Genomic DNA, 24545 nt, shown 5'->3' on the forward strand with positions numbered 1-24545 from the left:
CGGTTCAGGCCGTGCCCTCTTCGGCCTGGTCCCGCAGGAAGTTGCTCACCTGGCAGGCCAGGCCCTCGCGGCCCACGCCCGCGTGCGTGGCTCCCTCGTCGAGTCCGATGCCGCCCGCCCACAGCCGGCGGTCGGCCCACTCGTCGTCGACCCGCAGCTGGATCTGCACGTCGATCTGGCCGAGGCTCGTCTCCGGTCCCGCTGCGAACAGCACCGCGGTGGCGCGGCGCAGCGGATAGACGTCGAAGCCCTCGATGAACTGCGAGTTGCGCCAGTCGATGAAGGCGCTCTCGCCGTCGGGGCCGATCCGCACATCGATCTGACCGTCCTCGAGATGGACGGTCGGATGCAGGTCGCCGCGGTTCTCGACGGTCACCCGGACGCTGAAGTACGTGAGCCCTTCGGCGGCGTCGTCGCGTCCACGCGGCGGCTCGGCCGCCTCCAGACGGTGGACGCGGACACGCAGACCGGCATGCTCGTCGTACTCCTGCCAGTCCCCGACCACGTTCGGCTCGTACACAGTGCACCTCTTCGACCTCAGAGAGCTGCTTCCTATCTGTGTGCTCAATGCACTGTCAAATGAGCAGAATGCGCTGTGGCCAGGGAATTCAGCCCCTTTGATCGCTGATCAAGCCGTGCGCAGGAAGAATCCGCCGAGCGGCCGGAAAATCCCTTCCACGGGCGTGCCGCACATCACGTTCCGCGCGCATGATCAACGGGCCAGTCGACCGAGGAGCGAGGAGGCCGCCGTGATGCCGAGCACGGCGGCCACGGCCAGCACCCCGAAGTCGAGCGCCAGATGGGCGTGGGTGCCGAGGAGGAGGCCGCGCAGGGCGTCGACTTCGTAGCTGAGCGGGTTCACCTTGCTCACGGCCTGGAGCCAGCCCGGCATGACGGACAGCGGGTACAGGGCGTTGGAGCCGAAGAAGAGCGGCATGGTGATGGCCTGCCCGATGCCCATCAGGCGGTCCCTGCTGAGCACGATGCCTGCGATGGTCATCGACAGGCAGGAGAAGAACGCCGAGCCGAGGATCACGATCGCCCCGACGCCGAGGAGCTTGAGCGGGTTCCAGGTCAGGGACACCCCGAGGAGGGCGGCGATGACGATGACGACGACCGCCTGGATCAGCGACTTCACGCCGGCCGCGAAGGCCTTCCCGGTGGTGAGTGCCGAGCGCGGGGTGGGCGTGACCAGCAGCTTGTTGAGGATGCCCGCGTCCCGCTCCCAGATGATCTGGATGCCGTAGAAGATCGCGATGAACATCGCCGACTGGGCGATGATGCCGGGCGCCAGATAGTCGATGTAGGGGATGCCCTGAGTGGGGATCGCCTTGATGCGGGTGAAGGTCTGGCCGAAGATCAGCAGCCACAGGGCGGGCTGGACCGCGCGGGTGTAGAGCTCGGTGCGGTCGTGGCCGAGCTTCTGCAGTTCCACGGCGCACATCGCCACGACCCGGGCGGGCAGCACTCGCCAGCCCGCGCGGGGCTCCGGCGGGCGGAGCAGCAGACTGATGGAGCTCGGGTCAGCCGACACGGTTCGCGGTGCGGCGGGTGCTTCGGACATCGCGGAAATCCCCTCCCTCGTCTTCGAGTCCGCTGCCGGCGACGTCACGGAAGACGTCCTCCAGGGTCGGCAGGGCGTCGGTGCCCCGGCTCTCGGCAAGGCCTCGGCGGAGTGCGTCGGGGGTGCCGAGGGCGCGGATGCGGCCCCGGTGCATGAGGCCGACCCGGTCGCAGTACTGGGCGGCCTCGTCCATGTAGTGGGTGGTCACGAGGACCGTCATGCCGGTCGCCTCACGCACGGCGTTGATGTGCTCCCACACGCCGGTGCGGGCGATCGGGTCGAGGCCGATGGTCGGCTCGTCGAGGATCAGCAACCGCGGCGCGCTGACCAGGGCCTGGGCGAGCTCCAGCCGGCGGACCATGCCGCCGGAGTAGGTACCGGCGAGCCGGTCGGCGGCTTCGGTGAGGTCGACCGCGGCCAGGGCCTGGGCGACGCGTTCGGCGCGTTCCTTGCGGGCGACGTCGAAGACCCGGGCGAACAGGGTGACGTTCTCCCGGCCGGTCAGGTTCGCGTCGGCGGACAGCTGCTGCGGGACGTAGCCGAGCAGCCGGCGTACGGCCATCGCGTCGGTGGCGGTGTCGCGGCCGAAGACGTGGATCATGCCGGCCGGGACGGGGAGCAGGGTGGTGATGCAGCGGATGGCGGTGGTCTTACCGGCGCCGTTGGGGCCGAGCAGTCCGAAGACCTCCCCCTCTTCGACGGTCAGGTCCAGCCCGTCCACGGCGTTGGTGTCACCGAAGGCGTAGGCGAGCCCCGTACAGGAAACAGCTTCGGGTGTCATGTCTCCTCGGCCTCCTCGTGCAGAGTGACGGCGAGCGCGCGCAGCGCGGGGAGCGCGGCGCGCAGGGCCTCCTGATCGGCCGCGTCCAGCCGGGTGATGTGCCCGCTCACGAGCGCGACCCGCCGCTGCTTCCAGTCCCCGAGGCGTGCCTCGGCCTTCTCGGTGAGCAGCAGACGGGCGGCGCGCCGGTCGGCGGGGTCGGTCTCACGGACCAGATGGCCCTCCTTGACCAGCTGGTTGACCAGGGTCGAGACGGAGTTCCCGGCCAGATACAGCTCCTTGGCGGCGTCGGAGACGCCGATGCCGGGCCGCGACTCGACCAGGCGCAGCAGTTCGACCTCGGCGCCACGCAGCCGCGGCACGGTCAGTCCGGCGCGCAGCCTGCGCCTGAGCAGCCGCTGGACGCCGGCGAGTGCGTCGGCCAGCTCTTCCGGGAAGGTCTCCTCGTCCACATCGCCGAGGTTACCTCTGCAACAGAGGTATCTATCTCAAGAGCTGGTCAAACACATATCCGATGATTAGTTCTCTTTGTTTCATTTCATCCGAGAACGGGAATCCCCAGATAAGTGCTTCGGACAGGAGGCACGTCTCCGTGGGAGCCCGCCCAGAGGGCCCCGGATGTCCTTCCTCACGTCCGATCGTGCGCCTCCCACGATGTCTGTCCATCCAGCACCACAGGGAGGTGCGCGGCATGTCGTCCGTCGCCACCAGAAGACAACCTCATCCGCACGACGACGCCCCCGACACCGACAAGGCGTTCGTGCGCCTGGCGCGACTGCCCGACGGTCCGGAACGCAAGGCTCTGCGGGACGAGCTGGTCGAGCTCTGGCTGCCCATGGCGGAGCGGATCGCCGTCCGGTTCCGGGGCCGCGGGGAGTCCCTCGAGGACCTCTACCAGGTGGCCGCCCTCGGGCTCGTCAAGGCCGTCGACCACTACGACCCGGCACGCGGGAGCGCCTTCGAGGCGTACGCGGTGCCGACCGTGACCGGTGAGATCAAGCGGCACTTCCGCGACCACATGTGGACGCTGCACGTGCCGCGCCGGGTGCAGGACCTGCGCAACCGGGTCCGGCAGGCCTCGAAGGAGCTCGCACAGACGCCCGGGCGGGCGCCCACCGTGGCCGAGATCGCCGAGCGGGCGCAGTTGACCGAGGACGAGGTACGCACCGGTGCGGAGGCGCTGGAGTGCTTCTCGGCGCTGTCGCTGGAGGCGGAGATGCCCGGCACCGACGGCTACGCCCTGGGCGACGCGCTCGGCGGCCCCGACCCCGGCTTCGACGTGGTGATCGACCGGGTGGCCGTCAGGCCCTGTCTGGAGGCCCTGCCGGAGCGCGAGCGGACCATCCTGTACCTGCGCTTCTTCCAGGGCATGACACAGAGCGGCATCGCCGAGGAACTCGGCATCTCGCAGATGCATGTCTCCCGGTTGCTCAGCACGTGCTTCGCGCACCTGCGCGAGGAGGTCCTGGCCGACGCCGACTGAACCCGAAGGACATCCTCACTCGGGCGGCGCCCCCGGAATCTGCGTCGGGCCGTAGCGGTCGATGGCGTCTTCCAGCTCGGCCCGGATCTCCGGCGGGATCTCTCCGGACCGTCCCCAGATGAGGATCAGGTCCGCGACGTTGCGCAGCTTGATGTTGGTGTGCTGGGAGACGTCCTTCAGCACTTCCCAGCCCTGGTCCGGGGTCACCCTGCCGAGCGCGACGACCATGCCGATGGCCTGGTCCACGACCGCGTGTGAGGCCATCGCTTCCTTGAGCTGGCCGATCTCCTCCTGCAGGGCGAAGATCCGGTCCGACTCGTCGGCGGGTTCGTTCGGTACGACTGCCACCCATCCATCCTGTCACCCGGACAGGCCCGCGCCACCGGGCGGCAGGCGTACGGGCCACCGTTTCGGCGCCGCCTTCGGGGTACTCGGCAGGCGCCCGAAGCGGTTCCGGACGGACACTGGTCCAAGACCGCCCGGTGGCCGCCGGCCGACGAGAGCAGGACGCGACTGCCATGAACCACGATCCGAGACATCCCACCGCGACCGCGGACTTCGTCTCCACGCACCATGTGTTCGGTGCCCCCTGCTGGGTCAGCCTGACCAGCCGTGACGAGCAGACCACGGAGGAGTTCTACGGGGCCGTTCTCGGGTGGGAGTGGAGGCCCGCGAAGCTCGGTGGGCGCTTCCGGGTCGCGCTGGTGGACGGCACGCCGGTCGCCGGGATCGCGGCGGTGGCGTCGATGTGGCAGATGGCGGTGGCCTGGACCGCGTACTTCGCGGTGCCCAGCGCGGACGAGGCAGCGGCCCGCGTACAGGAACGCGGCGGCACGCTGGCCGTCGGCCCGCTGTCCTTCCCGCCCGGCCGGGCGGCCCTGCTCTCGGACCGCGACGGGGCGACTTTCGGCGTCTGGGAGGGCGAGCTCGTCGCCAACTGGGAGGTGTGGCGCCGCGCCCAGCCGGCCTTCGTACGGCTGCACACCCGTGACGCGTTCGACGCCGCGATCTTCTACGGCGAGGTCCTCGACTGGGCGACGGAGCGTCCCGGCTGCTGCGAGGTCCGCTACGAGGCCGGCGAGGTGGTGCTGCGCAGCGGGGGCGACGTGGTGGCACGCATCGAGTCGGGGGCGCTGGGCTCGGCCCCCGATCCCAGCATCCGGCCGCACTGGCAGGTCCACTTCGCGGTCCAGGACGTGGCGGCCTGCGCCAAGGCGGCGGAGGTCCACGGCGGCAGCGTGCTCTCGCAGAACGGCGAGGAGGCCGTCCTGCGCGACCCCGACGGCGCCCAGTTCACGGTGACCTCGCGCCGCGTGCGCTGAGGGCGAGCGCCGAGAGGCCCGCCCTCAGGTGCCCGCGCGGGACGGCCTCGACAGCAGCACCAGGCTGCGCGCCTCGATCGTCATCTCCGAGCCGGCCTTGTGCTCCGCTTCGTCGGTGCCCTGGGGTTCCGCCGTGTCGAGCAGGGTCGTCCAGCGTTCGCCGTACGCGGGGCCCGGCAGCCGGAAGTCGACGGGCTCCCAGTGGCCGTTCAGCAGCAGCAGGAACGAGTCGTCGACCACCGGGCGTCCGCGCGGATCCGGTTCGGCGATGGCGTCGCCGTTCAGGAAGACCCCGACCGCGTGCGCGTCGGAGCGCTGCCAGTCCGCCTCGGCCATCTCGCGGGCGTCCGGCAGCAGCCAGACCAGGTCGGGCAGCGGCTGCCCCGCGTGCGTCAGGGTCTCGCCCCGGAAGAACCGGCGCCTGCGCAGGACGGGGTGCGCCGTGCGCAGGCCGATCACGCGCCGCGTGAACTCGGCGAGTTCGCGCTGCTCCTCGCTCAACTCCCAGTCGATCCAGGAGACTTCGTTGTCCTGGCAGTAGGCGTTGTTGTTGCCCAGCTGGGTGCGGCCGAGTTCGTCGCCGTGACAGAGCATCGGAATGCCCTGCGAGAGCAGCAGAGTGGCAAGGAAGTTGCGTTGCTGGCGGGCCCGCAGCTCCAGTACGGCGGGGTCGTCGGTCTCGCCCTCGGCCCCGCAGTTCCACGACCGGTTGTCGCTTTCGCCGTCCTGGCCGCCCTCCCCGTTGGCCTCGTTGTGTTTGTCGTTGTAGGAGACGAGGTCGCGCAGGGTGAAACCGTCGTGCGCGGTCACGAAGTTGACGCTGGCCCGTGGTCGCCGCCGGCTGTGCTGATACAGGTCGGAGGAGCCGGTCAGCCGGGAGGCGAACTCGCCCAGCGTGTGCGGCTCGCCCCGCCAGAAGTCCCGTACGGCGTCGCGGTACTTGCCGTTCCACTCCGACCACAGCGGCGGGAAGTTGCCAACCTGGTAGCCGCCCTCCCCCACGTCCCACGGCTCGGCGATCAGCTTGACGCGGCTGATCACCGGGTCCTGCTGGATGAGGTCGAAGAACGCGGAGAGCCGGTCCACCTCGTGGAACTGCCGGGCCAGGGTGGCTGCGAGGTCGAAGCGGAATCCGTCGACGTGCATCTCGGTGACCCAGTACCGCAACGAGTCCATGATCAGCTGGAGCACGTAGGGGTGCCGCATCAGCAGGCTGTTCCCGGTGCCGGTGGTGTCGTAGTAGTGCCCCCAGTCTCCGTCGACCAGCCGGTAGTACGAGGCGTTGTCGATGCCCCGGAAGGAGAGCGTGGGGCCCTTCTCGTTGCCCTCGGCCGTGTGGTTGTAGACGACGTCGAGGATGACTTCGAGGCCGGCCGCGTGCAGCGCCTTGACCATCGCCTTGAACTCGGTGACCTGCTGGCCGCGGGTGCCGTGGGCGGCGTAGGCGTTGTGGGGCGCGAAGAAGCCGATCGTGTTGTAGCCCCAGTAGTTGGCCAGGCCGCGGTCCTGGAGCACCCCGTCCTGCACGAACTGGTGCACCGGCATCAGCTCGACGGCGGTCACACCGAGCGAGGTCAGGTGGTCGATCACCGCCGGGTGGGCGAGACCGGCGTACGTGCCGCGCAGTTCCGGCGGGACAGCGGGGTGGGTGCGGGTGAGTCCGCGGACATGGGCCTCGTAGATCACGCTGTCGGCGTAGAAGTGCCTGGGCGGCTGGTCGTCACCCCAGTCGAAGCCCGGGTCGGTGACCACGCCGAGCATGGTGTGCCCGGCGCTGTCGGCCTCGGGGGTGTGGAGCGAGGGGTGGTTGTCCATCTCCCCGTCCACCGCCTTGGCGTACGGGTCGAGGAGCAGCTTCGCCGGATCGCACCGGTGGCCGAGTGAAGGCTGCCAGGGTCCGTGCACCCGATAGCCGTAACGCTGCCCCGGCTCGACGCCCGGCAGGAAGCCGTGCCACACGAAGCCGTCGACCTCGGTCAGCTCAATGGCGGTGTGGGCGCCACGCTCGTCGACCAGGACGAGTTCGACACGCTCGGCGACCTCGCTGAACAGCGCGAAGTTGGTGCCCTCACCGTCGAATTGGGCGCCCAGCGGGTAGGGGTGCCCGCTCCAGGCCGGCACCCGCTTCCCGTTCTTGTACGGCTTCTTCCTGGACGACGGCACGCTCAGCACCCGCCGTCGGCAGTGGTGGCGGCCAGGACCGCGACCGGCATCTCGCGCGGCACCTGGAGCACCTCCCGCAGGGTGGGCTCGGGGGCCGTCGGCACGAGCGGGACGCGCTCGCCGGCGCGGGCCCGCTGCGAGAACCAGATGACCTTGCTGCCGGTGTCGGTGGCGCAGCAGCCCCAGCCGTCGCTCATCGCGGCGATCCGCTCCAGGCAGGCGCGCAGATCCAGGTCCGGGCGCAGCTCGCTGTCGTTCTCGGCGACGGCGGTGATGAGGTGCTGGCCGTTCCACCACAGCTCGATCGAGGTGTTCTTGTCCCTCGCGTGCTCGTCGATGGCCTTGAGCAGCAGTTCGGCACCACCGCAGACGGGCTCGACCAGGGTCTCGAGGTCCCAGAGCCGTAGATGGGCGGCCAGGATGCGCCTGACCTGTCCGACCCGTTCCGGGCTGACCTCCACGTCGAGGTGGTAGTAGCAGGGCACTGCGGTCTTCATCGTCACTCCTCACCGGCGAAGCTCCCGCTCCTCCCGGCCCCCGCGGGACCGGACCCCGAAACACGGAACGTGAGTGCTGATCGCTTCAGAGTCACTCCAGAGTGGGAGTGCTACGCCATTCGTGCAACACGAGCGATCCGTGAGGTAGTTGAAGATCCAACAAGACGCTGAGTCGTTACCCGTGCACCATGAGTGAAGATCTCGCGAGTCCCGCATCTGCTCCCGCCCGGAAAGGTGTACGGCGCCATGCTGCTACCGGCCAAAGCCGAAGTCGCCCGGCAACTTCGGCGGTATCGCGCCTGGGAGCGCGTCATGCTGGCCTCCCCCGCCGACCGCACCGTCCGGGCCACCTTCGAGGACTCGGGTTACACGCTCTGCGTCCTGATGGGCAAGCGCTGCGCGCGTGAGGCGGCCGATGCCGCCGAGCGCTATCTGCGCACCAGCGTGGGCGCCTACCTCGAGGAGCAGAGCGACCTCCCCCGCACGGGGGCCGTCGCAAGGCGTGGTCCGCCGAGATCCGCGGAACGGTCCCCCGCAGGGAGGTAACCCCTTCCGGCGCAGCTTCGATCCCCGGCCGGGCGCAGTCAGCGCCCGGCCTCGAGCACGGCGGAGGCGAGAGCATGAGTTCCACCCCGGTCATCGGCCGCATCCCGGTACGGGACGTCCGCCCTGCCGTCGAGTCCGGAAGGCGTCCGGCGAAGGCGGTCGTGGGAGAGACGTTCGAGGTCACCGCAACGGTGTTCCGTGAGGGCCACGACGCGGTCGCCGCGAACGTCGTCCTGACCGACCCGGAAGGGCGGCACGGCCCCTGGACCCCGATGCGGGAGTTGGCCCCCGGCAGCGATCGCTGGGGCGCGGAGGTCACTCCGGACGTCGAGGGCCGCTGGACGTACCGCGTCGAGGCCTGGAGCGATCCGATCGGTACCTGGCGCCACGTCGCCCGCATAAAGGTTCCTGCCGGCCTCGACACCGGTCTGGTCCTGGAGGAGGGCGCCGACCTCTACACCCGGGCGGCGGCGGGCGTCCCGGAGGGCCCCCAGCATGCGGTGCTGGTGGCCGCGGCGAAGACGCTCGCCGACGACTCACTGCCGGTCGCCACCCGTCTGGCGGGCGCCCTGACGCCTGACGTGGACGCGGTGCTCGCCCGCCACCCGCTGCGGGAGTTGATCACGGCGTCGGAGACGCTGCCGTTGCTGGTGGAGCGGGAGCGGGCGCTGTTCGGGTCGTGGTACGAGTTCTTCCCCCGCTCGGAGGGCACGCCGCAGCGGCCGCACGGCACGTTCCGTACCGCGGCCCGCCGGCTGCCGGCGATCGCGGCGATGGGTTTCGACGTGGTCTACCTGCCGCCGATCCATCCGATCGGCAGCACCTTCCGCAAGGGCCGCAACAACACCCTGTCCGCCGGGCCCGACGATGTGGGGGTGCCGTGGGCGATCGGCTCGCCGGAGGGCGGGCATGACGCCGTCCATCCGGATCTGGGCACGATCGAGGACTTCGACTGGTTCGTGCAGGAGGCCGGGAAGCACGATCTGGAGATCGCGCTGGACTTCGCGCTGCAGTGTTCGCCGGATCATCCTTGGGTGCACAAGCACCCGGAGTGGTTCCACCACCGGCCGGACGGCACCATCGCGTATGCGGAGAACCCGCCGAAGAAGTACCAGGACATCTACCCGATCGCCTTCGACGCCGACATGGACGGGCTGATCGCGGAGACGCTGCGGGTGCTGCGGCACTGGATGGACCACGGGGTGCGGATCTTCAGAGTGGACAATCCGCACACCAAGCCGGTGGTGTTCTGGGAGCGGGTGATCGCGGACATCAACGCCACCGACCCGGACGTGATCTTCCTGGCCGAGGCGTTCACCCGCCCGGCGATGATGCACACCCTGGCCCAGATCGGCTTCCAGCAGTCCTACACGTACTTCACCTGGCGCACTACCAAGGAAGAACTCACCGAGTACCTGAGCGAGCTCTCGGGTGAGGCGGCCTCCTACATGCGGCCGAACTTCTTCGCCAACACCCCCGACATCCTGCACGAGTTCCTCCAGCACGGCGGCCGGCCCGCGTTCGCGCTGCGCGCGGTCCTGGCCGCGACCCTCTCGCCGACCTGGGGCATCTACTCCGGCTACGAACTGGCCGAGAACACCCCGCTGCGGGAGGGCAGCGAGGAATACCTGAACTCGGAGAAGTACCAGCTCAAGACCCGCGACTGGGACCGCGAGGACAGCCTCGCCCCCCTGATCACCCAGCTCAACACCATCAGGCGCCGGCACCCCGCCCTCCAGCGCCTGCGGAACCTCCGCTTCCACCACACCGACAACGGCGCGGTCATCGCCTACAGCAAGCACACCGGTGACGACACGGTCCTGGTGGTCGTGAACCTGGATCCACACCACACCCAGGAGGCCACGGTCTCGTTGGACATGCCGCAACTCGGCCTGGAACGGCACGAGACCCTGTCCGTACACGACGAACTGACGGGTGAGACCTACCACTGGAGCAGCAACAACTACGTGCGTCTGGAGCCCGGTCGGGCACCCGCGCACGTGTTCCAGGTCCGGAGGTCGGCGCCGCAGATCGGAGGATCCACACCGTGACCGTCAACGAGCCCGTCCACGACACTTTCGAGGACACCCCGGCGAAGGACCGGGACCCGGACTGGTTCAAGCGGGCCGTCTTCTACGAGGTCCTCGTCCGCTCCTTCCAGGACAGCAACGGCGACGGCGTCGGCGACCTCAAGGGCCTGACCGCCAAACTCGACTACCTCCAGTGGCTGGGCGTCGACTGCCTGTGGCTGCCGCCGTTCTTCAAGTCACCGCTCAGGGACGGCGGTTACGACGTCTCCGACTACACCGCCGTCCTGCCGGAGTTCGGTGACCTCGCCGACTTCGTGGAGTTCGTCGACGCCGCCCATCACCGCGGCATGCGCGTGATCATCGACTTCGTCATGAACCACACCAGCGACCAGCACCCGTGGTTCCAGGAGTCCCGGGCCAACCCCGACGGGCCCTACGGCGACTACTACATGTGGGCCGACGACGACAAGCAGTACCAGGACGCCCGGATCATCTTCGTCGACACCGAGGCCTCCAACTGGAGTCACGACCCGGTCCGCGGCCAGTACTACTTCCACCGCTTCTTCTCCCACCAGCCGGATCTCAACTACGAGAACCCGGCCGTCCAGGAGGAGATCCTGGCCGCCCTCCGCTTCTGGCTCGACCTCGGCATCGACGGCTTCCGGCTCGACGCCGTCCCCTATCTGTACGCGGCGGAGGGCACCAACTGCGAGAACCTGCCCGCCACTCACCAGTTCCTGAAGCGGGTGCGCCGCGACATCGACGCGATGTATCCGGACACGGTCCTGCTGGCCGAGGCGAATCAGTGGCCGGAGGACGTCGTCGACTACTTCGGCGACTACCAGGCCGGCGGCGACGAATGCCACATGGCGTTCCACTTCCCCGTCATGCCCCGCATCTTCATGGCCGTACGGCGCGAATCCCGCTACCCCGTCTCGGAAATCCTCGCCAAGACCCCGGCTATCCCCAACAACTGCCAGTGGGGCATCTTCCTGCGCAACCACGACGAGCTCACCCTCGAAATGGTCACCGACGAGGAACGCGACTACATGTGGGCCGAATACGCGAAGGACCCGCGTATGCGCGCCAACATCGGCATCCGGCGGCGCCTCGCCCCCCTGCTCGACAACGACCGCGACACGATCGAGCTCTTCACCGCCCTGCTGCTGTCGCTCCCCGGCTCGCCGATCCTCTACTACGGCGACGAGATCGGCATGGGCGACAACATCTGGCTCGGCGACCGCGACGCCGTACGCACCCCCATGCAGTGGACCCCCGACCGCAACGCGGGCTTCTCCACGGCCGATCCGGGCCGGCTCAACCTGCCGATCATCATGGACCCCGTCTACGGGCACCAGGTCACCAACGTCGAGGCGTCGATGGCCTCGCCGTCCTCCCTGCTGCACTGGACCCGCAGGATGATCGAGATCCGCAAGCAGAACCCCGCGTTCGGTCTCGGCAGTTTCACCGAACTGCAGTCCTCCAACCCCGCGGTGCTGGCCTTTCTGCGGGAGTACGAGGACGACCTGGTCCTGTGTGTGAACAACTTCTCCCGGTTCGCGCAGCCCACGGAGCTGGATCTGCGTGAGTTCGACGGCCGGCACCCGGTCGAGCTGTTCGGCGGGGTGCGCTTCCCGGCCATCGGTGAACTGCCGTATCTGCTCACCCTCGGCGGGCACGGCTTCTACTGGTTCCGGCTCTCCCGAGTCGCATCCCGCATCGGCCGACGCCTTTGAGCGTGCCGACGAAAGGACGCGTCACCATGCCGAAGACCGCATCGGTCAGCCCGAGGCCCGCGCTCGCGACCGATCTCATGACCTCGCTCGGCGAGCTGCTGCGCCAATGGCTGCCGCGGCAGCGCTGGTTCGCGGGCAAGGACCGCCCCGTGAGTGAGCTCGGTCTGCTGTCGATGACCGAGCTGTTCCCGGGCTGTCTGCATCTGCTGGTCCGCACCGGTCACGGCGGGGTGCCCGGGCCCGGCGGCGCCCCGGCAGGTGACTGCTACCAACTGCTGCTCGGCGTGCGCAAAAACCTCTCGCCGCGTCTGGGCCGCGCCCTCATCGGCCGTGCGGAGCGGGGCCCGCTGGCCGGCCTGACGATCTACGACGCCCTGCACGACCCGCGCTCGGCGCAGCTGCTGCTGGAGCGGCTGCGGCATCCCGGCACGGCCGGTCCCCTGCGCTTCGAGGGCGACCCGTCGGTGCCGGTGCCCGCCGGGCTCCCACCGCGGCTGCTGGAGACCGAGCAGTCGAACTCCTCGCTGGTGTACGGCGACGAGTTCATCCTCAAGGTCTTCCGGCGCATCCAGCCCGGGGTCAATCCGGACCTGGAGGTGCCGGTCGCGCTGGCCGGGCAGGGCTGCCGTCGGGTGCCGGCGCCGGTGGCCTGGTTCCGGACCACGCATCCGCAGGGGGCGACACTCGGCGTGCTGCAGCCGTATCTGCGCGACGCGTCCGACGGCTGGGCACTGGCCCTGCAGGCGCTGGCCTCAGGTGACGACTTCACCGTGCAGGCCCACGAGCTGGGACGGGCCATGGCCGAGGTGCACCTCGCGCTGGCGGCCGCCTTCCCCGGCAGCGGCCACGACGACAACGGCTCCACGGCGGCCGCGATGACCGAACGCCTGGACGCCGCCGCGCACAGCGTGCCCGCGCTGCGGCCGTTCGTCCCCGGCCTGCAAAGCGCCTTCGGCGCGCTGGCCACGTGCGACTCCGGGCCGCCCGCACAGCGCGTCCACGGCGACCTGCACCTGGGGCAGGTGCTGCGGGCGGGCCGCGAGTGGTTCGTCATCGACTTCGAGGGCGAGCCGTCCCGCCCGCTCGCCGAGCGGTGCACCGCCCAGTCCCCGGTGCGGGACATCGCGGGCATGCTGCGCTCCTTCGACTACGCGGCCCGGCAGCGTCGGCCCTGGCGGCCGGAGTGGGCGCGCCGCTGCCGGGAGGCCTTCTGCGGGGGCTATGCCGCCCTCGCCGGGTGGGATCCGCGCAAGAAGCACGGCCTGCTGCGCGCCTACGAGACCGACCGGGCCGTCTACGAGGTCCTGTACGAAGCACGACACCGGCCGGACTGGCTGCCCGTGCCAATGGCGGCGATCGAACGCCTCGCCGTGAGAGGAGACTGAGCCGTGGCCCTGCGCGACACCTCACTGCCCGAGCCGTCCGGAGTGGCGCGCTGTGCTCCGGCCCCGCCGCTCGACCCCGTGGACCGGGGCCGGCTGCTGGCGGGCGCCCACCACGACCCGCACGCGCTGCTCGGCGCCCACCCGGTCGCGGGCGGGATCGTCTTCCGGGCGCTGCGCCCGTTCGCCCGCGCGGTGAGCGTCGTGATCGACGGCGAGCGCAGGCGGCTGGCCTCGGAGGGCGACGGCCTCTTCTCCGGTCTGCTGCCTCTCGACACGATCCCCGCCTACACCCTGGTGGTGTCCTACGCGGACGGGGAGCAGGAGGTCCACGACCCGTACCGCTTCCTGCCCGCGCTCGGCGAGACCGACCTCCACCTCATCCGCGAGGGCCGCCACGAGCAGCTGTGGAAGGCGCTCGGCGCCGAGCCGATGACCCACCAAGGCGTGACCGGCACCCGCTTCACGGTGTGGGCACCCAACGCCCAAGGGGTCAGGGTGGCCGGGGAGTTCACCTTCTGGGACGGGCAGGCGTTCCCGATGCGCTCGCTCGGCTCGTCCGGGGTGTGGGAGCTGTTCCTGCCGGGGATCGGCGAGGGCGCCCGCTACAAGTTCGAGATCACCTCGCGCCACGGCGGCCGATTCCTCAAGGCCGACCCGATGGCCCGCCGCGCGGAGGTGCCGCCCGACACGGCGTCCATCGTGACCTCCTCGCGCTACGAGTGGGGCGACCACGACTGGATGGCCCACCGCGGGGACACGCCTGTGCACGTGGCGCCGTTCTCGGTCTACGAGGTCCATCTCCCGTCCTGGCGGCCAGGACTGACCTACCGTCAACTGGCCGACGAGCTGCCGTCGTACGTCAGGGACCTGGGCTTCACCCATGTCGAGCTGATGCCGGTCGCGCAGCACCCCTTCAGCGGCTCCTGGGGCTACCAGGTCACCGGGTTCTACGCGCCGATGGCCCGGCTCGGCACCCCGGACGACTTCAAGTACCTGGTCGACGCCCTGCACCGGGCCGGCATCGGCGTGATCATGGACTGGGTGCCGGCCCATTTCCCCAAGGACGACTGGGCGTTGGCCCGCTTCGACGGGGACCCGCTGTACGAGCCGGGAGACTCCCGGCGTGCCGAGCACCCGGACTGGGGGACGTACGAGTTCGACTTCGGGCGCGTGGAGGTGCGCAACTTCCTGGTCGCCAACGCCGTGTACTGGTGCGAGGAGTTCCACATCGACGGGCTGCGCGTGGACGCGGTCGCCTCGATGCTCTATCTCGACTACTCGCGTGACTCCGGCCAGTGGAGCCCCAACGTGTTCGGGGGGCGGGAGGATCTCGACGCGGTCGCCTTCCTCCAGGAGATGAACGCGACCGTGTACCGCCGGGCGCCGGGTGTCGTCACGATCGCGGAGGAGTCCACGGCCTGGGACGGCGTGACCCGCCCCACGGACAGCGGGGGTCTGGGTTTCGGCCTGAAGTGGAACATGGGCTGGATGCACGACTCCCTCGGCTACATCAGCCATGAGCCGGTGCACCGCAAGTACCACCACAACGAGATGACCTTCTCGATGGTGTACGCGTACAGCGAGAACTACGTCCTGCCGATCTCCCACGACGAGGTCGTGCACGGCAAGCAGGCGCTGGTCTCCAAGATGCCGGGCGACTGGTGGCAACGGCGCGCCAACCACCGTGCGTATCTCGGCTTCATGTGGGCCCACCCCGGTAAGCAGCTCCTGTTCATGGGCCAGGAGTTCGCCCAGGGCGCCGAGTGGTCCGAGTCCCACGGCCCGGACTGGTGGCTGCTCGACCCGGCGTACGGGGCCGAGGCCGACCACCGGGGCGTCCGTGACCTCGTGCGCGACCTGAACACCACCTACCGGGCGACCCCCGCGCTCTGGCAGCGCGACACCGACCCCGGCGGCTTCCGGTGGGTGGTGGGGGACGCGGCCGAGGACAACGTCTTCGCCTTCCTGAGGTTCGACGCGGCGGGCAGCCCGCTGCTCGCGGTCTCCAACCTCTCCCCCGTCGTGCGCGAGGACTACCGCCTCACCGTTCCCGACGGTCTTCCCCTGTGGCAGGAGTCCCTCAACACCGACGCCGCGCGGTACGGCGGCGGCGACATCGTCCGGCGCGACCCGGTCAAGGCGGAGGACGGGGCGCTGCGGTTCACCCTGCCGCCGCTCGCGACGGTGTGGCTGGTCCCGGTGCCCGGCTGAGTCCGCGGGCGGCGCGGAGGTGTCCGACCGGTCCCGAGGGGGCAGTCGGGGTCGTACGAGAACGAGCATCCTCGTCGTCGCCGAGGGCCACAGAAGGGGCTGGATCACGTTGCGCACCGTCGGAGTGGAGGAGGAGCTCCTCCTGGTCGACCCCGAGACCGGCGAGCCGCAGGCTCTGTCCGCGGCCGTGCTCGCGCGGGCCGCGCAGGACGGGCCGGATCAGGACGTCTTCGAGAAGGAGCTGCACAACCAGATGCTGGAGTTCGCCACCCACCCGCAGTCGGGGATGGACGAGCTCCGCGCCGAGATCGTGCGCTGCCGCAAGGAGGCCGCCCGGCTCGCCGGCGACAGTGGTTGTGCCGTGGCCTCCCTGGCCACCTCGCCGCTGCCCGTCAGCCCCTCGGTCGGCATCGGCCGCCGCTACCAGTGGATGGCGGATCAGTACGGCATCGCCACCCGCGAGCAGCTCGTCATGGGCTGTCACGTCCATGTGTCCGTGGAGTCCGACGAGGAGGCCGTCGCCGTCGTCGACCGGATGCAGCCCTGGCTGACCGTGCTGGCCGCGATGAGCGCCAACTCGCCCTTCTGGCAGGGCAAGGACACCGGCTACAGCAGCTATCGCAGCCGGGTGTGGCAGCGCTGGCCCTCGGCCGGTCCGACCGAGCCCTTCCGCTCGGCGGAGCGCTATCACCGGCGGGTCGCGGACATGGTGGCGACCGGCGTCATCCTGGACGAGGGAATGATCTACTTCGACGCCCGGCTGTCGCGGAACTACCCGACGGTGGAGATCCGGGTCTCGGACGTCTGTCTGCACGCGGACACGGCCGTGCTCCTGGCGACCCTCGCCCGCGGGCTGGTGGAGACGGCCGCGCGCGAGTGGCGGGCGGGCCGCGAGCCGTTGACTCACAGCGTGAGCCTGCTGCGACTGGCCGCCTGGCGGGCCGCGCGCTCCGGGTTGTCCGAGGAACTGCTCCACCCGGCGACCATGCACAGGATGCCCGCGGAAACGGTGGTGCGGGCCCTGCTGGAGCATGTCGAGGACGCGCTCGCCGACAGCGGCGACCTGGACCGGGCCCGCGAGTCCTGTGCCGAACTGCTGCGGCACGGCAACGGCGCCCGGGTGCAGCGCGAGCTGCTGGAGCGCACCGGGAGCCTGCGGGACGTGGTCACCGAGTGCGTGCGGCTGACCCAGTCGTAGTCGTCACAGGGCCAGGACGATCGCGTACACCAGGAAGAAGGCGGCGACGAGCACGACCAGGAGGAGGATCAGGGCCAGCGGCCCCTTGGCCCAGCCCCTGGTCGGGTTGTGCGTCTCCCGGGGACCTGCCTCGGGCAGGCTGCTCTCGGCAGGCGGGGTCTCGCCCGGGGGTACGCCACCGCCCGGTTCCAGTCCGGTGGTGCGTTCGGGTTCGGGATCAGGGTTCGTGTAACTCATGCGCTCCGAGTGCCCCGATCTCGACCAGATCACAGGTGACCGCTTACTTCCGTATTCCAGGTACCGCCCGCTCACACCTGGGCTAGATTCGAGCACCGCCGATGACCGAGCTCGTCGGCTCAGTCACAGCCCGTACACGTCAGGAGCAGTGCATGCGCGACTTCGCCCTCGCTCCCCGGACCATCTCGCAATCCAGCGGGGGCCTGGCCGACAGCGTTTTCGAGAGGGCGAATCTCGACCCCACCCTGCCGGTGCTCGCCCGCCGTCCCGAGGGTTCCTCGGGAGGCTGGCAGGAGGTCACGGCCGTGGAGCTGCGGGACGAGGTCGTGGACCTCGCGAAGGGGCTGGTCGCGTCCGGGATCTCGCCCGGCCACCGGGTGGCGATCATGGCGCGCACCCGCTACGAGTGGACGGTCCTCAGCTACGCGCTGTGGACGGTCGGCGCCGAGGTCGTGCCGATCTATCCGACGTCGTCGCGCGAACAGGTCGAGTGGATCCTGCGGGACACCGGCTGTGTGGCCGTGGTGGTGGAGGACGAGCAGGCGGTGATGACGGTCGGCTCGGTGTGCGCCTCGCTGCCCAGACTGCGCCATGTCTGGCAGCTGGACGCGGACGCGCTGGGAGAGCTGACGGAGCGGGGCCGGATGATCCCGCTCGCCACGGTCGAGTCACTGCGCCGCATCGTGCTGCCGGACTCCACAGCGGTCATCGCCTACACCTCCGGCACCACCGGCCGTCCGCTGGGCTGCGCGCTCAGCCACCGCGGCCTCGCGAGCCCCGTCGACACGCTGATCGAGGGCTGGCGCCGCATCACGGCACCGGCGGGACAGCAGCCGTCCGTCCTCGCCTTCCTGCCCTTCTCCCACGTGTACGGCCTGATGATCCAGGGCGTGTGCATCCGCGGCGGTCTGCTCATGGCCCACGAGCCCGACCTGAGCGAGGAGGCGCTGGCGGCCTCCCTGATTTCCTTCCGTCCCACCTACTTCTACGCCGTCCCCTCTGTCTTCGAGAAGATCTACAAGAACTTCCTGCGCGCCGCCCAGCAGGCGGGCCGCGGCGCCCTGTTCGAGCGGGCCGCCGACACGGCACGGGACTTCGCCCTGGCCTGCGAGCGCCAGCGGCTGGGCGAGGGTCCCGGTCCCGGTTTCGACCTGCGGCTCCAGCACGCCCTGTACGAACGGACCGTGTACCGAAGACTGCGGGCAGCGCTGGGCGGCCGGGCCCGGCGTGCCACCTCGGGCGGTTCCACCCTCAACCGTGAGCTCTCCCTGTTCTACGAGGGCATCGGTGTCTACGTCCACGACGGATACGGGCTCACCGAGACCTGCGGCGGAATCACCATGCAGCCGCTGGGCCGGGAGAAGTCCGGGACCGTGGGCCGGCCCCTGCCGGGTGTGGACCTGCGGGTGGCGGACGACGGGGAGATCCTGGTGCGCGGGCCGTCGGTCTTCCAGGGGTATGTCAACGACGAGTCCGCGACACGGGCCGCGCTGTACGGCGGCTGGCTGGCCACCGGGGACCTCGGGCGGCTGGACGCCGACGGCTATCTGACGATCACCGGCCGCAAGAAGGACATCATCGTCACCACCAGCGGCAAGAGCGTGGCCCCGGCCGCCCTGGAACACCGGCTGAGGATGCACCCGCTCATCCACCAGGCCGTGGTGGTGGGTGACAACCGGCCCTGCGTGGGCGCCCTGCTCACCCTGGACCCGGTGTTCCTGGCCCACTGGCGAGGGGTTCTGGTGGCCCAGCAGGACCCCTCGGCGCGGGAGGAGAACGCGCTGCGGGAGGAGATCGCGCGAGCCGTGGCCGCCGCCAACAGCACGGTCTCGCGCTCGGAGTCGATCCGGGTGTTCCGGGTGCTGTCGGAGCCGTTCGACCTGGCCAACGGCCTGCTGACGCCGTCGATGAAACTGCGCCGGGACGAGATCGTGCGCCGGTACGCGCTGGAGATCGACGCGATGTACCAGGCCCGCTCGCCCGGTGCCCGGCGCACACCGGCGGATGACGTGCTGAGCTGGGACGACTCGGACAACGTGTTCCGGTGATGCGCCCGAGCCGACACGCTCGAGGACGATTGGGCCGCGTCCGCTCGGGAACACAGCACAATGGCGATGCCAGTGAAAGGACAATGCCTTGCCGACTCCACGGGGGTGAACTCCGGCATGGCGACCGAGCCGCGTTGGGACGAGACACTGACTTCCGAGGCGATCCCAAGCCGTACGACCCGTTTCGCGGGAGAACCGCAGTGCGTGACGGGCGCGCGGCTTGCCGCTGAGGAATTCCTCGGCGACCTGGCCGACAGGGTGCCGCCCGCGAGCGCCGAGCACTGGGACGACATCCTGTTGATCGTCACCGAACTCGCCGCCAACGCGGTCCAGTACGCTCCCGGCCCCTTCGCACTCCGCCTGCGCCGTACCTTCGACGGCGTGCATGTGACCCTGCGCGACACCAACCCCACACCGCCTGCGCCCCGCGCCTTCGATCCGCGCAGCGGCGGCGGGGGCGTCGGCTGGCACCTCGTGCAGGCGCTGTGCGACCAGGTCAGCGTGGTCACGGACGACCGCGGCAAGGACGTGCACGCCTTTCTGCCGTGGTGACTTGCCCCGGTCCCGGTCAGGCAGTGGCCGCGAGCCGCAGGTAGTAGGTGCCGACCGTCGCGAGGTACTCGCGGTCCCTGGTCTCGCTGTCCGTCCGGAAGCGCGGGGCCGCCTTCACCTCCGACCCGGTGCAGGCCAGCGTGATGCGGCGGCCCTGGGTGTCGACGCCGGTGACGACGCCCACCGGTACCAGGACGCTCCTGCCGAAGACCCAGACGCCGGTGTCGACGACGAGGTGTCTCATACCGTGTGGGGCGGCCTGCCGGTCCACGTGTCCGATCGTGCCGTCGCTCGCGACGACGGTGAAGCCCGTCAGGTCCCGTCCCTCGACGTATCCGCTGTCCGGCGCGTACGACCAGATGCTGTCGGTGGTCACGCTGCTCCTCCCTCCTGGCACTGCCCGGCCCCGGCTCTCCGCTGCGAGCGGGCCCACAGCACCCAATACCCCTCTGCCGCACACACATTCGGCGACCGGCACCCTCACAAGCGGTTTCCCCGCGTCCGGTCCGCGCACCTCCTTCACTTTTCTCCCGGTGCACTTTCAGGCCAGGACGGGCATGGTGGTCCTCGACGCATTCGTCGCGCCCGCACGGGCAGACGAAGGGCGTTCGAGGCAGACCGCCTGGAGCCGCAGAAAGGGATGAACACCGTGACACGACCCAGGATCCTGGTGGTTGGCGCCGGCTTCGCCGGTGTGGAATGCGTTCGCCGGCTGGAGCGGAAACTCTCCCCGGACGAAGCCGACGTCACCTTGGTGACGCCGTTCGCCTACCAGCTCTATCTCCCGCTGCTGCCCCAGGTCGCCTCCGGCGTGCTGACGCCCCAGTCGATCGCCGTCTCGCTGCGCCGCAGCAAGAAGTACCGCACCCGGATCATCCCGGGCGGCGCGATCGGCGTGGATCTCAAGTCCAAGGTCTGCGTCATCCGCACCATCACGGACGAGATCATCAACGAGCCGTACGACTACATCGTGTTGGCTCCCGGCAGCATCACCCGCACCTTCGACATCCCCGGGCTCACCGAGCACGCCTTCGGCATGAAGACCCTCGCCGAGGCCGCCTACATCCGCGACCACGTCATCTCCCAGCTCGATCTCGCGGACGCCAGCCAGGACCCGGCCGAGCGCGCGGCCCGGCTGCAGTTCGTGGTCGTCGGCGGCGGATACGCCGGCACCGAGACCGCCGCCTGTCTGCAGAAGCTCACCCACGCAGCGGTCAAGCGCTACCCGCGCATCGACCCCTCTCTGATCAAGTGGCATCTGATCGACATCGCCCCGAAGCTGATGCCGGAACTGGGCGACAAGCTGGGACGCAGCGCGCAGGAGATCCTGCGCCGCCGCGGCATCGACGTCTCTCTGGGCGTCTCCATCGAGAAGGCGGGCCCCGAGGAGGTCACCTTCACCGACGGCCGGGTGATCCCCACCCGGACCCTGATCTGGACGGCCGGGGTCGTCGCGAGCCCGCTGATCGCCACGCTCGGCGCCGAGACGATTCGCGGGCGGCTCGCGGTCACCGCCGAGATGACCCTGCCGGGCCAGGACGGCGTCTTCGCGCTCGGCGACTCGGCCGCCGTACCCGACAAGGCCAAGGACGACGACAGCGCGATCTGCCCGCCCACGGCGCAGCACGCCATGCGCCAGGGCAAGCAGGTCGCCGACAACGTCATCGCCACCCTGCGCAACCAGCCGCTGAAGCCGTACGTCCACAAGGATCTCGGCCTCGTCGTCGACCTCGGCGGCACGGATGCCGTGTCCAAGCCGCTCGGCATCGAACTGCGCGGCCTGCCCGCACAGTTCGCGGCCCGCGGCTACCACTGGGCCGCGCTGCGCACCAATGTCGCCAAGGTCCGCGTGGCGACGAACTGGACGCTCAACGCCATCGCGGGAGACGACTTCGTCCGCACCGGCTTCCAGGCCCGCAAGCCTGCCAAGCTGAAGGACTTCGAGTACACCGACGCGTATCTGACGCCGGAGCAGGTCCGGGAGCAGGTCGAGGGAACGCGGGGACTGGGCCAGTAGGAGGGGCGCACATCACCGGAGCCACCCCGCCGTGCCATGCTGGAACGGATCATGACGTGACACGGGAGTGAGTACGGCGGAGTGAACACAGCGAGGCTGCGCGATCGGGTCGCCGCGTCGGACCCGGGGCTGCTCCGGCTGGCCGCCGGGCTGCGCACGGTGGGGGCGATCGCGCTCACGCTGGCCGTACTCGGTCTGCTGAAGGCCGACGTCCCGCACCTGGTGGCGGGCGCCATCGCGGCGATGGTCGCGACGTTCGCCATCCGGGAGAAGCAGCGCGTCCCGCAGGCCGTGACGCTCGCCCTGGGCCTCCCCGTGGCACTGGCCTCGCTGTCCCTGGGCGCGCTCCTCAGCTCCCGCGTGGTGGCCGGCGACCTCTTCTTCGTCGCGCTGATCTTCTGCGCCGTCTACGGCCGCCGCTTCGGCGACCGGGGCACCGCACTCGGACTGATCGGCTTCCAGGTCTACTTCGTGTCCCTGTTCGTCGGCGCGACCGTCTCCGGTCTGCCCGAGCTGTACGGCGTCCTCGGCGTCGCCTTCCTGTGCAGCGCGGCGGCACGCTTCCTGCTCGTGCCGGAGACTCCCGCAGGCCTGCTCGAACGCCTGCGGGAGGCTTTCCGGGCCCGGCTGGCCCAGCTGGTCTCCGCGCAGCTCCAGCTGCTGGACGCCGGGCCCGAGGAGATCGACGAGGCGCTGAAGGACGTCCGCGAGGGGACCGCGCGGCTGCACGAGACCGCGCTGATGATCCAGGGGCGGCTCGAGGAGGGGACCTCCGACGCGGCCGCGGCACGGCTCGTGCAGCGGCGTGTCGCGGACGCCGAGATCGCCGCCGAGCGACTCGGACTGTTGCTGCTGAGCGCGCGCAGCGCCGAGCGGGCGGACACGCTGACCCTGCATCTGCCGGGGGCGCCGGCCCCGCGAGCGGGCCGGATGGCCGGCCGGGACGAGGCGATGGCCCGGGTGCGCCGCGATCTGGAGGCGCTGCGGCTGCTGGTGCTTCGCCCCGTCGCCGCCGGGTCCGGCACGGCGCTGTCCCAGGTCCGCAACCGGCTCCTCGGCTACCGCGAGGAGGAGAACCTGCCGCCCGCGCCGCCCTCCGTCCAGGACGTCTTCCGAGGTGTCGGTGAGGCCGCCCGCGCGGTGCTGGGGCTCAGGATCGCCCTGGACGGTCCGCAGGACGAGTCGGACGACTCCCCCGCGACGGCCCGTTCGCGCGAGGAGCTGGACGCCGAGGACGCGGTCATCGACGCCGGTGACGAGGACGCCGGGACGCAGGAGGAGTTCACGGGGCTCAGGCGGCCCACGACGCGGGCCGCGGTACAGGTGGCCGTGGGGTCCTCGCTCGCCATCGTCGGGGGCGAGTTCCTCTCCAGCCAGCGCTGGTACTGGGCGGTGCTGACCTGCTGGATCGTCTTCATGAACACCGCGTCCACGGGCGAGATCCTGGTCAAGGGCTACCGCCGGCTGGTGGGGACCGTCCTCGGCGTGCTGGCCGGGATCGTGCTGGCCGGGGCGGTCGGGCAGCACACCTGGACGGCGTTCGCCCTGGTGCTGGTGCTGGTGTTCGCGATGTTCTACACCGCGCCGCTCTCCTACACGCTGATGTCCTTCTTCGTCACCGCGGCCCTGGGGCTCCTCTACACCCTGCTGCACACCTACAGCCTCTCGGTGCTGGTGCTGCGTGTGGAGGAGACCGCGCTCGGCGCGGCCTGCGGAGTGATAGCGGCGGCCTTCGTCCTGCCGGTGCGCACGGACCGCCGTACGAACGACCTGCTCGTCACCGTGCTGGAGCGGCTCGACGAGGTCACTGAGGCCGCCGTGGACCAGCTCAGCGGCGGCTCCCCCGTCGAACTGCTCGACCAGGCGCGCGACCTGGACCAGGCGCTGGCCGATCTGCGGGCGGCGACCCAGCCGCTGACGCATCCGATCACTCCGCTGCGGGCCCGGCGCGACACGGCCCGCTATGTCGTGGCGCTCCTGGAGACGTGCGCGTACCACGCGCGCTCGCTGGCGGCGACGGCCGAACTGCTGTCCACGCACCCCTCGATCGCGGCGGATCCCCGGCTGCGCCGAGCCGGCCGGCGGATCGGGGACAACATCGCGGCGATCGCCGCGCATGTCGCCGACGCGCGCTCCACCGACCGGGTCGAGACCGGGCCGAGCATCGCGTCCCTGCTCGACACCGAAGTCCCCGGCACCCCGCGCTTCGGCCGTGTCACCGACCGCGTACTGCGGCACGTACAGCGCCTGGACGAGACCGTGATGGGCCTGGCCAGACCGCTGCACGTGCCGGTCGCGGCGCCGAAACGATAGGGCCCGCTGCTCAGAGGTCGGTGGGCAGACCGCTCACCTCGGCGATGCCGCGCAGTTCGTCGTCGAGCCGACGGCGTTCGCGGATGTACTCGGCGATCTCGCCGAGGCGGACCGGGTCGGCTGCGGTGTCCGCGTCGGTGACCACCCGGATCGGGTTGGTGCCCTCGTCGACATGGAGTTCGATCACCTTGTTGTCCAGTCGGCCGGTCACGGCGGTGGCGATGACCAGGGCCGCCTCGTCGCGGACCACCTGGGGCAGCCCCTCCTGCTGGCTGTCCTCCAGCGCGAAGTCCAACGCGGGCAGCTGATGTTCGTCGATCGCCCGCAGGACCGGGCGGACCACGTCGAGCAGCGTCTCGTAGTCCTCCGAGGCCATGCGGATGCGCAACAGATTCAGGTAGACGTCCACGGGCCTACCGTCGGGCGGAAGCTCGGGTTCGTTCATGCCCCTCGGGTTCCCCG

At 70.3% G+C, this 24545-nt stretch carries 22 protein-coding genes; 12 read left to right on the forward strand and 10 right to left on the reverse strand.

The annotated features are described in order from the left end of the window. Window positions 1-4 precede the first annotated feature (4 nt). From QF027_RS03455 to QF027_RS03470, 4 genes are all read right to left on the reverse strand, one after another. Window positions 5-520, reverse strand: coding sequence for a hypothetical protein (locus tag QF027_RS03455; RefSeq protein WP_057612613.1), 516 nt, complete (start codon window positions 518-520; stop codon window positions 5-7). 192 nt (window positions 521-712) lie between these two features. Next, the gene (locus QF027_RS03460; protein ID WP_306986175.1) at window positions 713-1564 is read right to left on the reverse strand and encodes an ABC transporter permease; all 852 of its coding nucleotides are present in this window, start codon (window positions 1562-1564) and stop codon (window positions 713-715) included. After that, window positions 1524-2345 (reverse strand): ABC transporter ATP-binding protein, encoded by an 822-nt coding sequence (locus QF027_RS03465; protein WP_306986174.1) that lies wholly within the window; start codon window positions 2343-2345, stop codon window positions 1524-1526. Before QF027_RS03465 ends, QF027_RS03460 begins: the two co-directional genes overlap by 41 nt. Next, complete coding sequence (locus QF027_RS03470) at window positions 2342-2797, reverse strand: MarR family winged helix-turn-helix transcriptional regulator (protein WP_306986173.1); 456 nt, start codon at window positions 2795-2797, stop codon at window positions 2342-2344. The genes QF027_RS03465 and QF027_RS03470 overlap by 4 nt, the downstream gene beginning before the upstream one ends. A gap of 239 nt (window positions 2798-3036) precedes the next feature. On the opposite strand from QF027_RS03470, the gene QF027_RS03475 reads away from it, so the two are divergent. Further along, a complete protein-coding gene (locus QF027_RS03475) occupies window positions 3037-3828 on the forward strand; it encodes an RNA polymerase sigma factor SigF (RefSeq protein ID WP_266553792.1) in 792 nt (263 codons plus the stop codon). Between the two features lie 15 nt (window positions 3829-3843). Here the strand turns inward: QF027_RS03475 and QF027_RS03480 are convergent, their stop codons facing one another. Then, complete coding sequence (locus QF027_RS03480) at window positions 3844-4176, reverse strand: ANTAR domain-containing protein (RefSeq protein WP_306986172.1); 333 nt, start codon at window positions 4174-4176, stop codon at window positions 3844-3846. A gap of 170 nt (window positions 4177-4346) precedes the next feature. On the opposite strand from QF027_RS03480, the gene QF027_RS03485 reads away from it, so the two are divergent. Beyond that, entirely contained in the window at window positions 4347-5150 is an 804-nt protein-coding gene (locus QF027_RS03485) for a VOC family protein (protein WP_306986171.1), read from the forward strand. A 24-nt stretch (window positions 5151-5174) separates the two neighbouring features. Here the strand turns inward: QF027_RS03485 and glgX are convergent, their stop codons facing one another. Continuing rightward, window positions 5175-7271 carry a glycogen debranching protein GlgX gene (gene glgX, locus QF027_RS03490; protein WP_307082262.1) on the reverse strand — a complete coding sequence of 699 codons (2097 nt, stop codon included), beginning with the start codon at window positions 7269-7271 and terminating at the stop codon, window positions 5175-5177. 44 nt (window positions 7272-7315) lie between these two features. After that, entirely contained in the window at window positions 7316-7810 is a 495-nt protein-coding gene (locus tag QF027_RS03495) for a pep a2 (protein WP_306986170.1), read from the reverse strand. A gap of 246 nt (window positions 7811-8056) precedes the next feature. On the opposite strand from QF027_RS03495, the gene QF027_RS03500 reads away from it, so the two are divergent. The 6 genes from QF027_RS03500 (at window position 8057) to QF027_RS03525 (ending at window position 16916) form a co-directional block, all read left to right on the forward strand. Further along, complete coding sequence (locus tag QF027_RS03500; RefSeq protein ID WP_306986169.1) at window positions 8057-8356, forward strand: DUF5133 domain-containing protein; 300 nt, start codon at window positions 8057-8059, stop codon at window positions 8354-8356. A 74-nt stretch (window positions 8357-8430) separates the two neighbouring features. Further along, window positions 8431-10407, forward strand: a complete 1977-nt coding sequence (locus QF027_RS03505) for an alpha-1,4-glucan--maltose-1-phosphate maltosyltransferase (RefSeq protein WP_307072545.1) — start codon at window positions 8431-8433, stop codon at window positions 10405-10407. Further along, window positions 10404-12122, forward strand: coding sequence for a maltose alpha-D-glucosyltransferase (gene treS / locus QF027_RS03510; protein WP_307072546.1), 1719 nt, complete (start codon window positions 10404-10406; stop codon window positions 12120-12122). Before QF027_RS03505 ends, treS begins: the two co-directional genes overlap by 4 nt. Before the next feature lie 26 nt (window positions 12123-12148). Next, window positions 12149-13507, forward strand: a complete 1359-nt coding sequence (locus QF027_RS03515) for a maltokinase N-terminal cap-like domain-containing protein (protein ID WP_307072548.1) — start codon at window positions 12149-12151, stop codon at window positions 13505-13507. 3 nt (window positions 13508-13510) lie between these two features. After that, the gene (glgB, locus tag QF027_RS03520; RefSeq protein ID WP_306986165.1) at window positions 13511-15718 is read left to right on the forward strand and encodes a 1,4-alpha-glucan branching enzyme; all 2208 of its coding nucleotides are present in this window, start codon (window positions 13511-13513) and stop codon (window positions 15716-15718) included. Window positions 15719-15827: 109 nt separating this feature from the next. Beyond that, window positions 15828-16916 carry a glutamate--cysteine ligase 2 gene (locus QF027_RS03525; RefSeq protein WP_306986164.1) on the forward strand — a complete coding sequence of 363 codons (1089 nt, stop codon included), beginning with the start codon at window positions 15828-15830 and terminating at the stop codon, window positions 16914-16916. A 3-nt stretch (window positions 16917-16919) separates the two neighbouring features. On the opposite strand, the gene QF027_RS03530 is transcribed toward QF027_RS03525, so the two are convergent. Continuing rightward, the gene (locus QF027_RS03530) at window positions 16920-17153 is read right to left on the reverse strand and encodes a DUF6480 family protein (protein ID WP_053848060.1); all 234 of its coding nucleotides are present in this window, start codon (window positions 17151-17153) and stop codon (window positions 16920-16922) included. Between the two features lie 152 nt (window positions 17154-17305). Here QF027_RS03530 and QF027_RS03535 point away from each other — a divergent pair, with 152 nt between their 5' ends. Next, window positions 17306-19201 (forward strand): AMP-dependent synthetase/ligase, encoded by a 1896-nt coding sequence (locus tag QF027_RS03535; protein ID WP_307072550.1) that lies wholly within the window; start codon window positions 17306-17308, stop codon window positions 19199-19201. 117 nt (window positions 19202-19318) lie between these two features. Then, window positions 19319-19753: an ATP-binding protein gene (locus QF027_RS03540; protein WP_306986162.1), complete on the forward strand. Its 435-nt coding sequence runs from the start codon at window positions 19319-19321 to the stop codon at window positions 19751-19753. Between the two features lie 16 nt (window positions 19754-19769). On the opposite strand, the gene QF027_RS03545 is transcribed toward QF027_RS03540, so the two are convergent. Then, window positions 19770-20129 carry a PRC-barrel domain-containing protein gene (locus QF027_RS03545; RefSeq protein WP_307072552.1) on the reverse strand — a complete coding sequence of 120 codons (360 nt, stop codon included), beginning with the start codon at window positions 20127-20129 and terminating at the stop codon, window positions 19770-19772. A 264-nt stretch (window positions 20130-20393) separates the two neighbouring features. On the opposite strand from QF027_RS03545, the gene QF027_RS03550 reads away from it, so the two are divergent. Together QF027_RS03550 and QF027_RS03555 are read left to right on the forward strand one after the other, a co-directional pair. Then, complete coding sequence (locus tag QF027_RS03550) at window positions 20394-21770, forward strand: NAD(P)/FAD-dependent oxidoreductase (RefSeq protein WP_307072555.1); 1377 nt, start codon at window positions 20394-20396, stop codon at window positions 21768-21770. Between the two features lie 81 nt (window positions 21771-21851). Then, the gene (locus QF027_RS03555; protein ID WP_307072557.1) at window positions 21852-24083 is read left to right on the forward strand and encodes an FUSC family protein; all 2232 of its coding nucleotides are present in this window, start codon (window positions 21852-21854) and stop codon (window positions 24081-24083) included. 10 nt (window positions 24084-24093) lie between these two features. Here the strand turns inward: QF027_RS03555 and QF027_RS03560 are convergent, their stop codons facing one another. Then, window positions 24094-24528 carry a hypothetical protein gene (locus QF027_RS03560; RefSeq protein WP_306986158.1) on the reverse strand — a complete coding sequence of 145 codons (435 nt, stop codon included), beginning with the start codon at window positions 24526-24528 and terminating at the stop codon, window positions 24094-24096. Window positions 24529-24545 lie beyond the last annotated feature (17 nt).

The organism is Streptomyces canus (assembly GCF_030816965.1).
GTDB classification, from domain to species: Bacteria; Actinomycetota; Actinomycetes; order Streptomycetales; family Streptomycetaceae; genus Streptomyces; species Streptomyces canus_E.

Coding starts and splice junctions, on each gene's coding strand:
- QF027_RS03475 (WP_266553792.1), top strand. CDS start 3,037: ATGTCGTCCGTCGCCACCAGAAGACAACCTCATCCGCACGACGACGCC.
- QF027_RS03505 (WP_307072545.1), top strand. CDS start 8,431: ATGAGTTCCACCCCGGTCATCGGCCGCATCCCGGTACGGGACGTCCGC.
- QF027_RS03465 (WP_306986174.1), bottom strand. CDS start 2,345: ATGACACCCGAAGCTGTTTCCTGTACGGGGCTCGCCTACGCCTTCGGT.
- QF027_RS03540 (WP_306986162.1), top strand. CDS start 19,319: ATGGCGACCGAGCCGCGTTGGGACGAGACACTGACTTCCGAGGCGATC.
- QF027_RS03460 (WP_306986175.1), bottom strand. CDS start 1,564: ATGTCCGAAGCACCCGCCGCACCGCGAACCGTGTCGGCTGACCCGAGC.
- QF027_RS03515 (WP_307072548.1), top strand. CDS start 12,149: ATGCCGAAGACCGCATCGGTCAGCCCGAGGCCCGCGCTCGCGACCGAT.
- QF027_RS03550 (WP_307072555.1), top strand. CDS start 20,394: ATGAACACCGTGACACGACCCAGGATCCTGGTGGTTGGCGCCGGCTTC.
- QF027_RS03560 (WP_306986158.1), bottom strand. CDS start 24,528: ATGAACGAACCCGAGCTTCCGCCCGACGGTAGGCCCGTGGACGTCTAC.
- QF027_RS03530 (WP_053848060.1), bottom strand. CDS start 17,153: ATGAGTTACACGAACCCTGATCCCGAACCCGAACGCACCACCGGACTG.
- QF027_RS03500 (WP_306986169.1), top strand. CDS start 8,057: ATGCTGCTACCGGCCAAAGCCGAAGTCGCCCGGCAACTTCGGCGGTAT.
- QF027_RS03485 (WP_306986171.1), top strand. CDS start 4,347: ATGAACCACGATCCGAGACATCCCACCGCGACCGCGGACTTCGTCTCC.
- QF027_RS03495 (WP_306986170.1), bottom strand. CDS start 7,810: ATGAAGACCGCAGTGCCCTGCTACTACCACCTCGACGTGGAGGTCAGC.
- QF027_RS03535 (WP_307072550.1), top strand. CDS start 17,306: ATGCGCGACTTCGCCCTCGCTCCCCGGACCATCTCGCAATCCAGCGGG.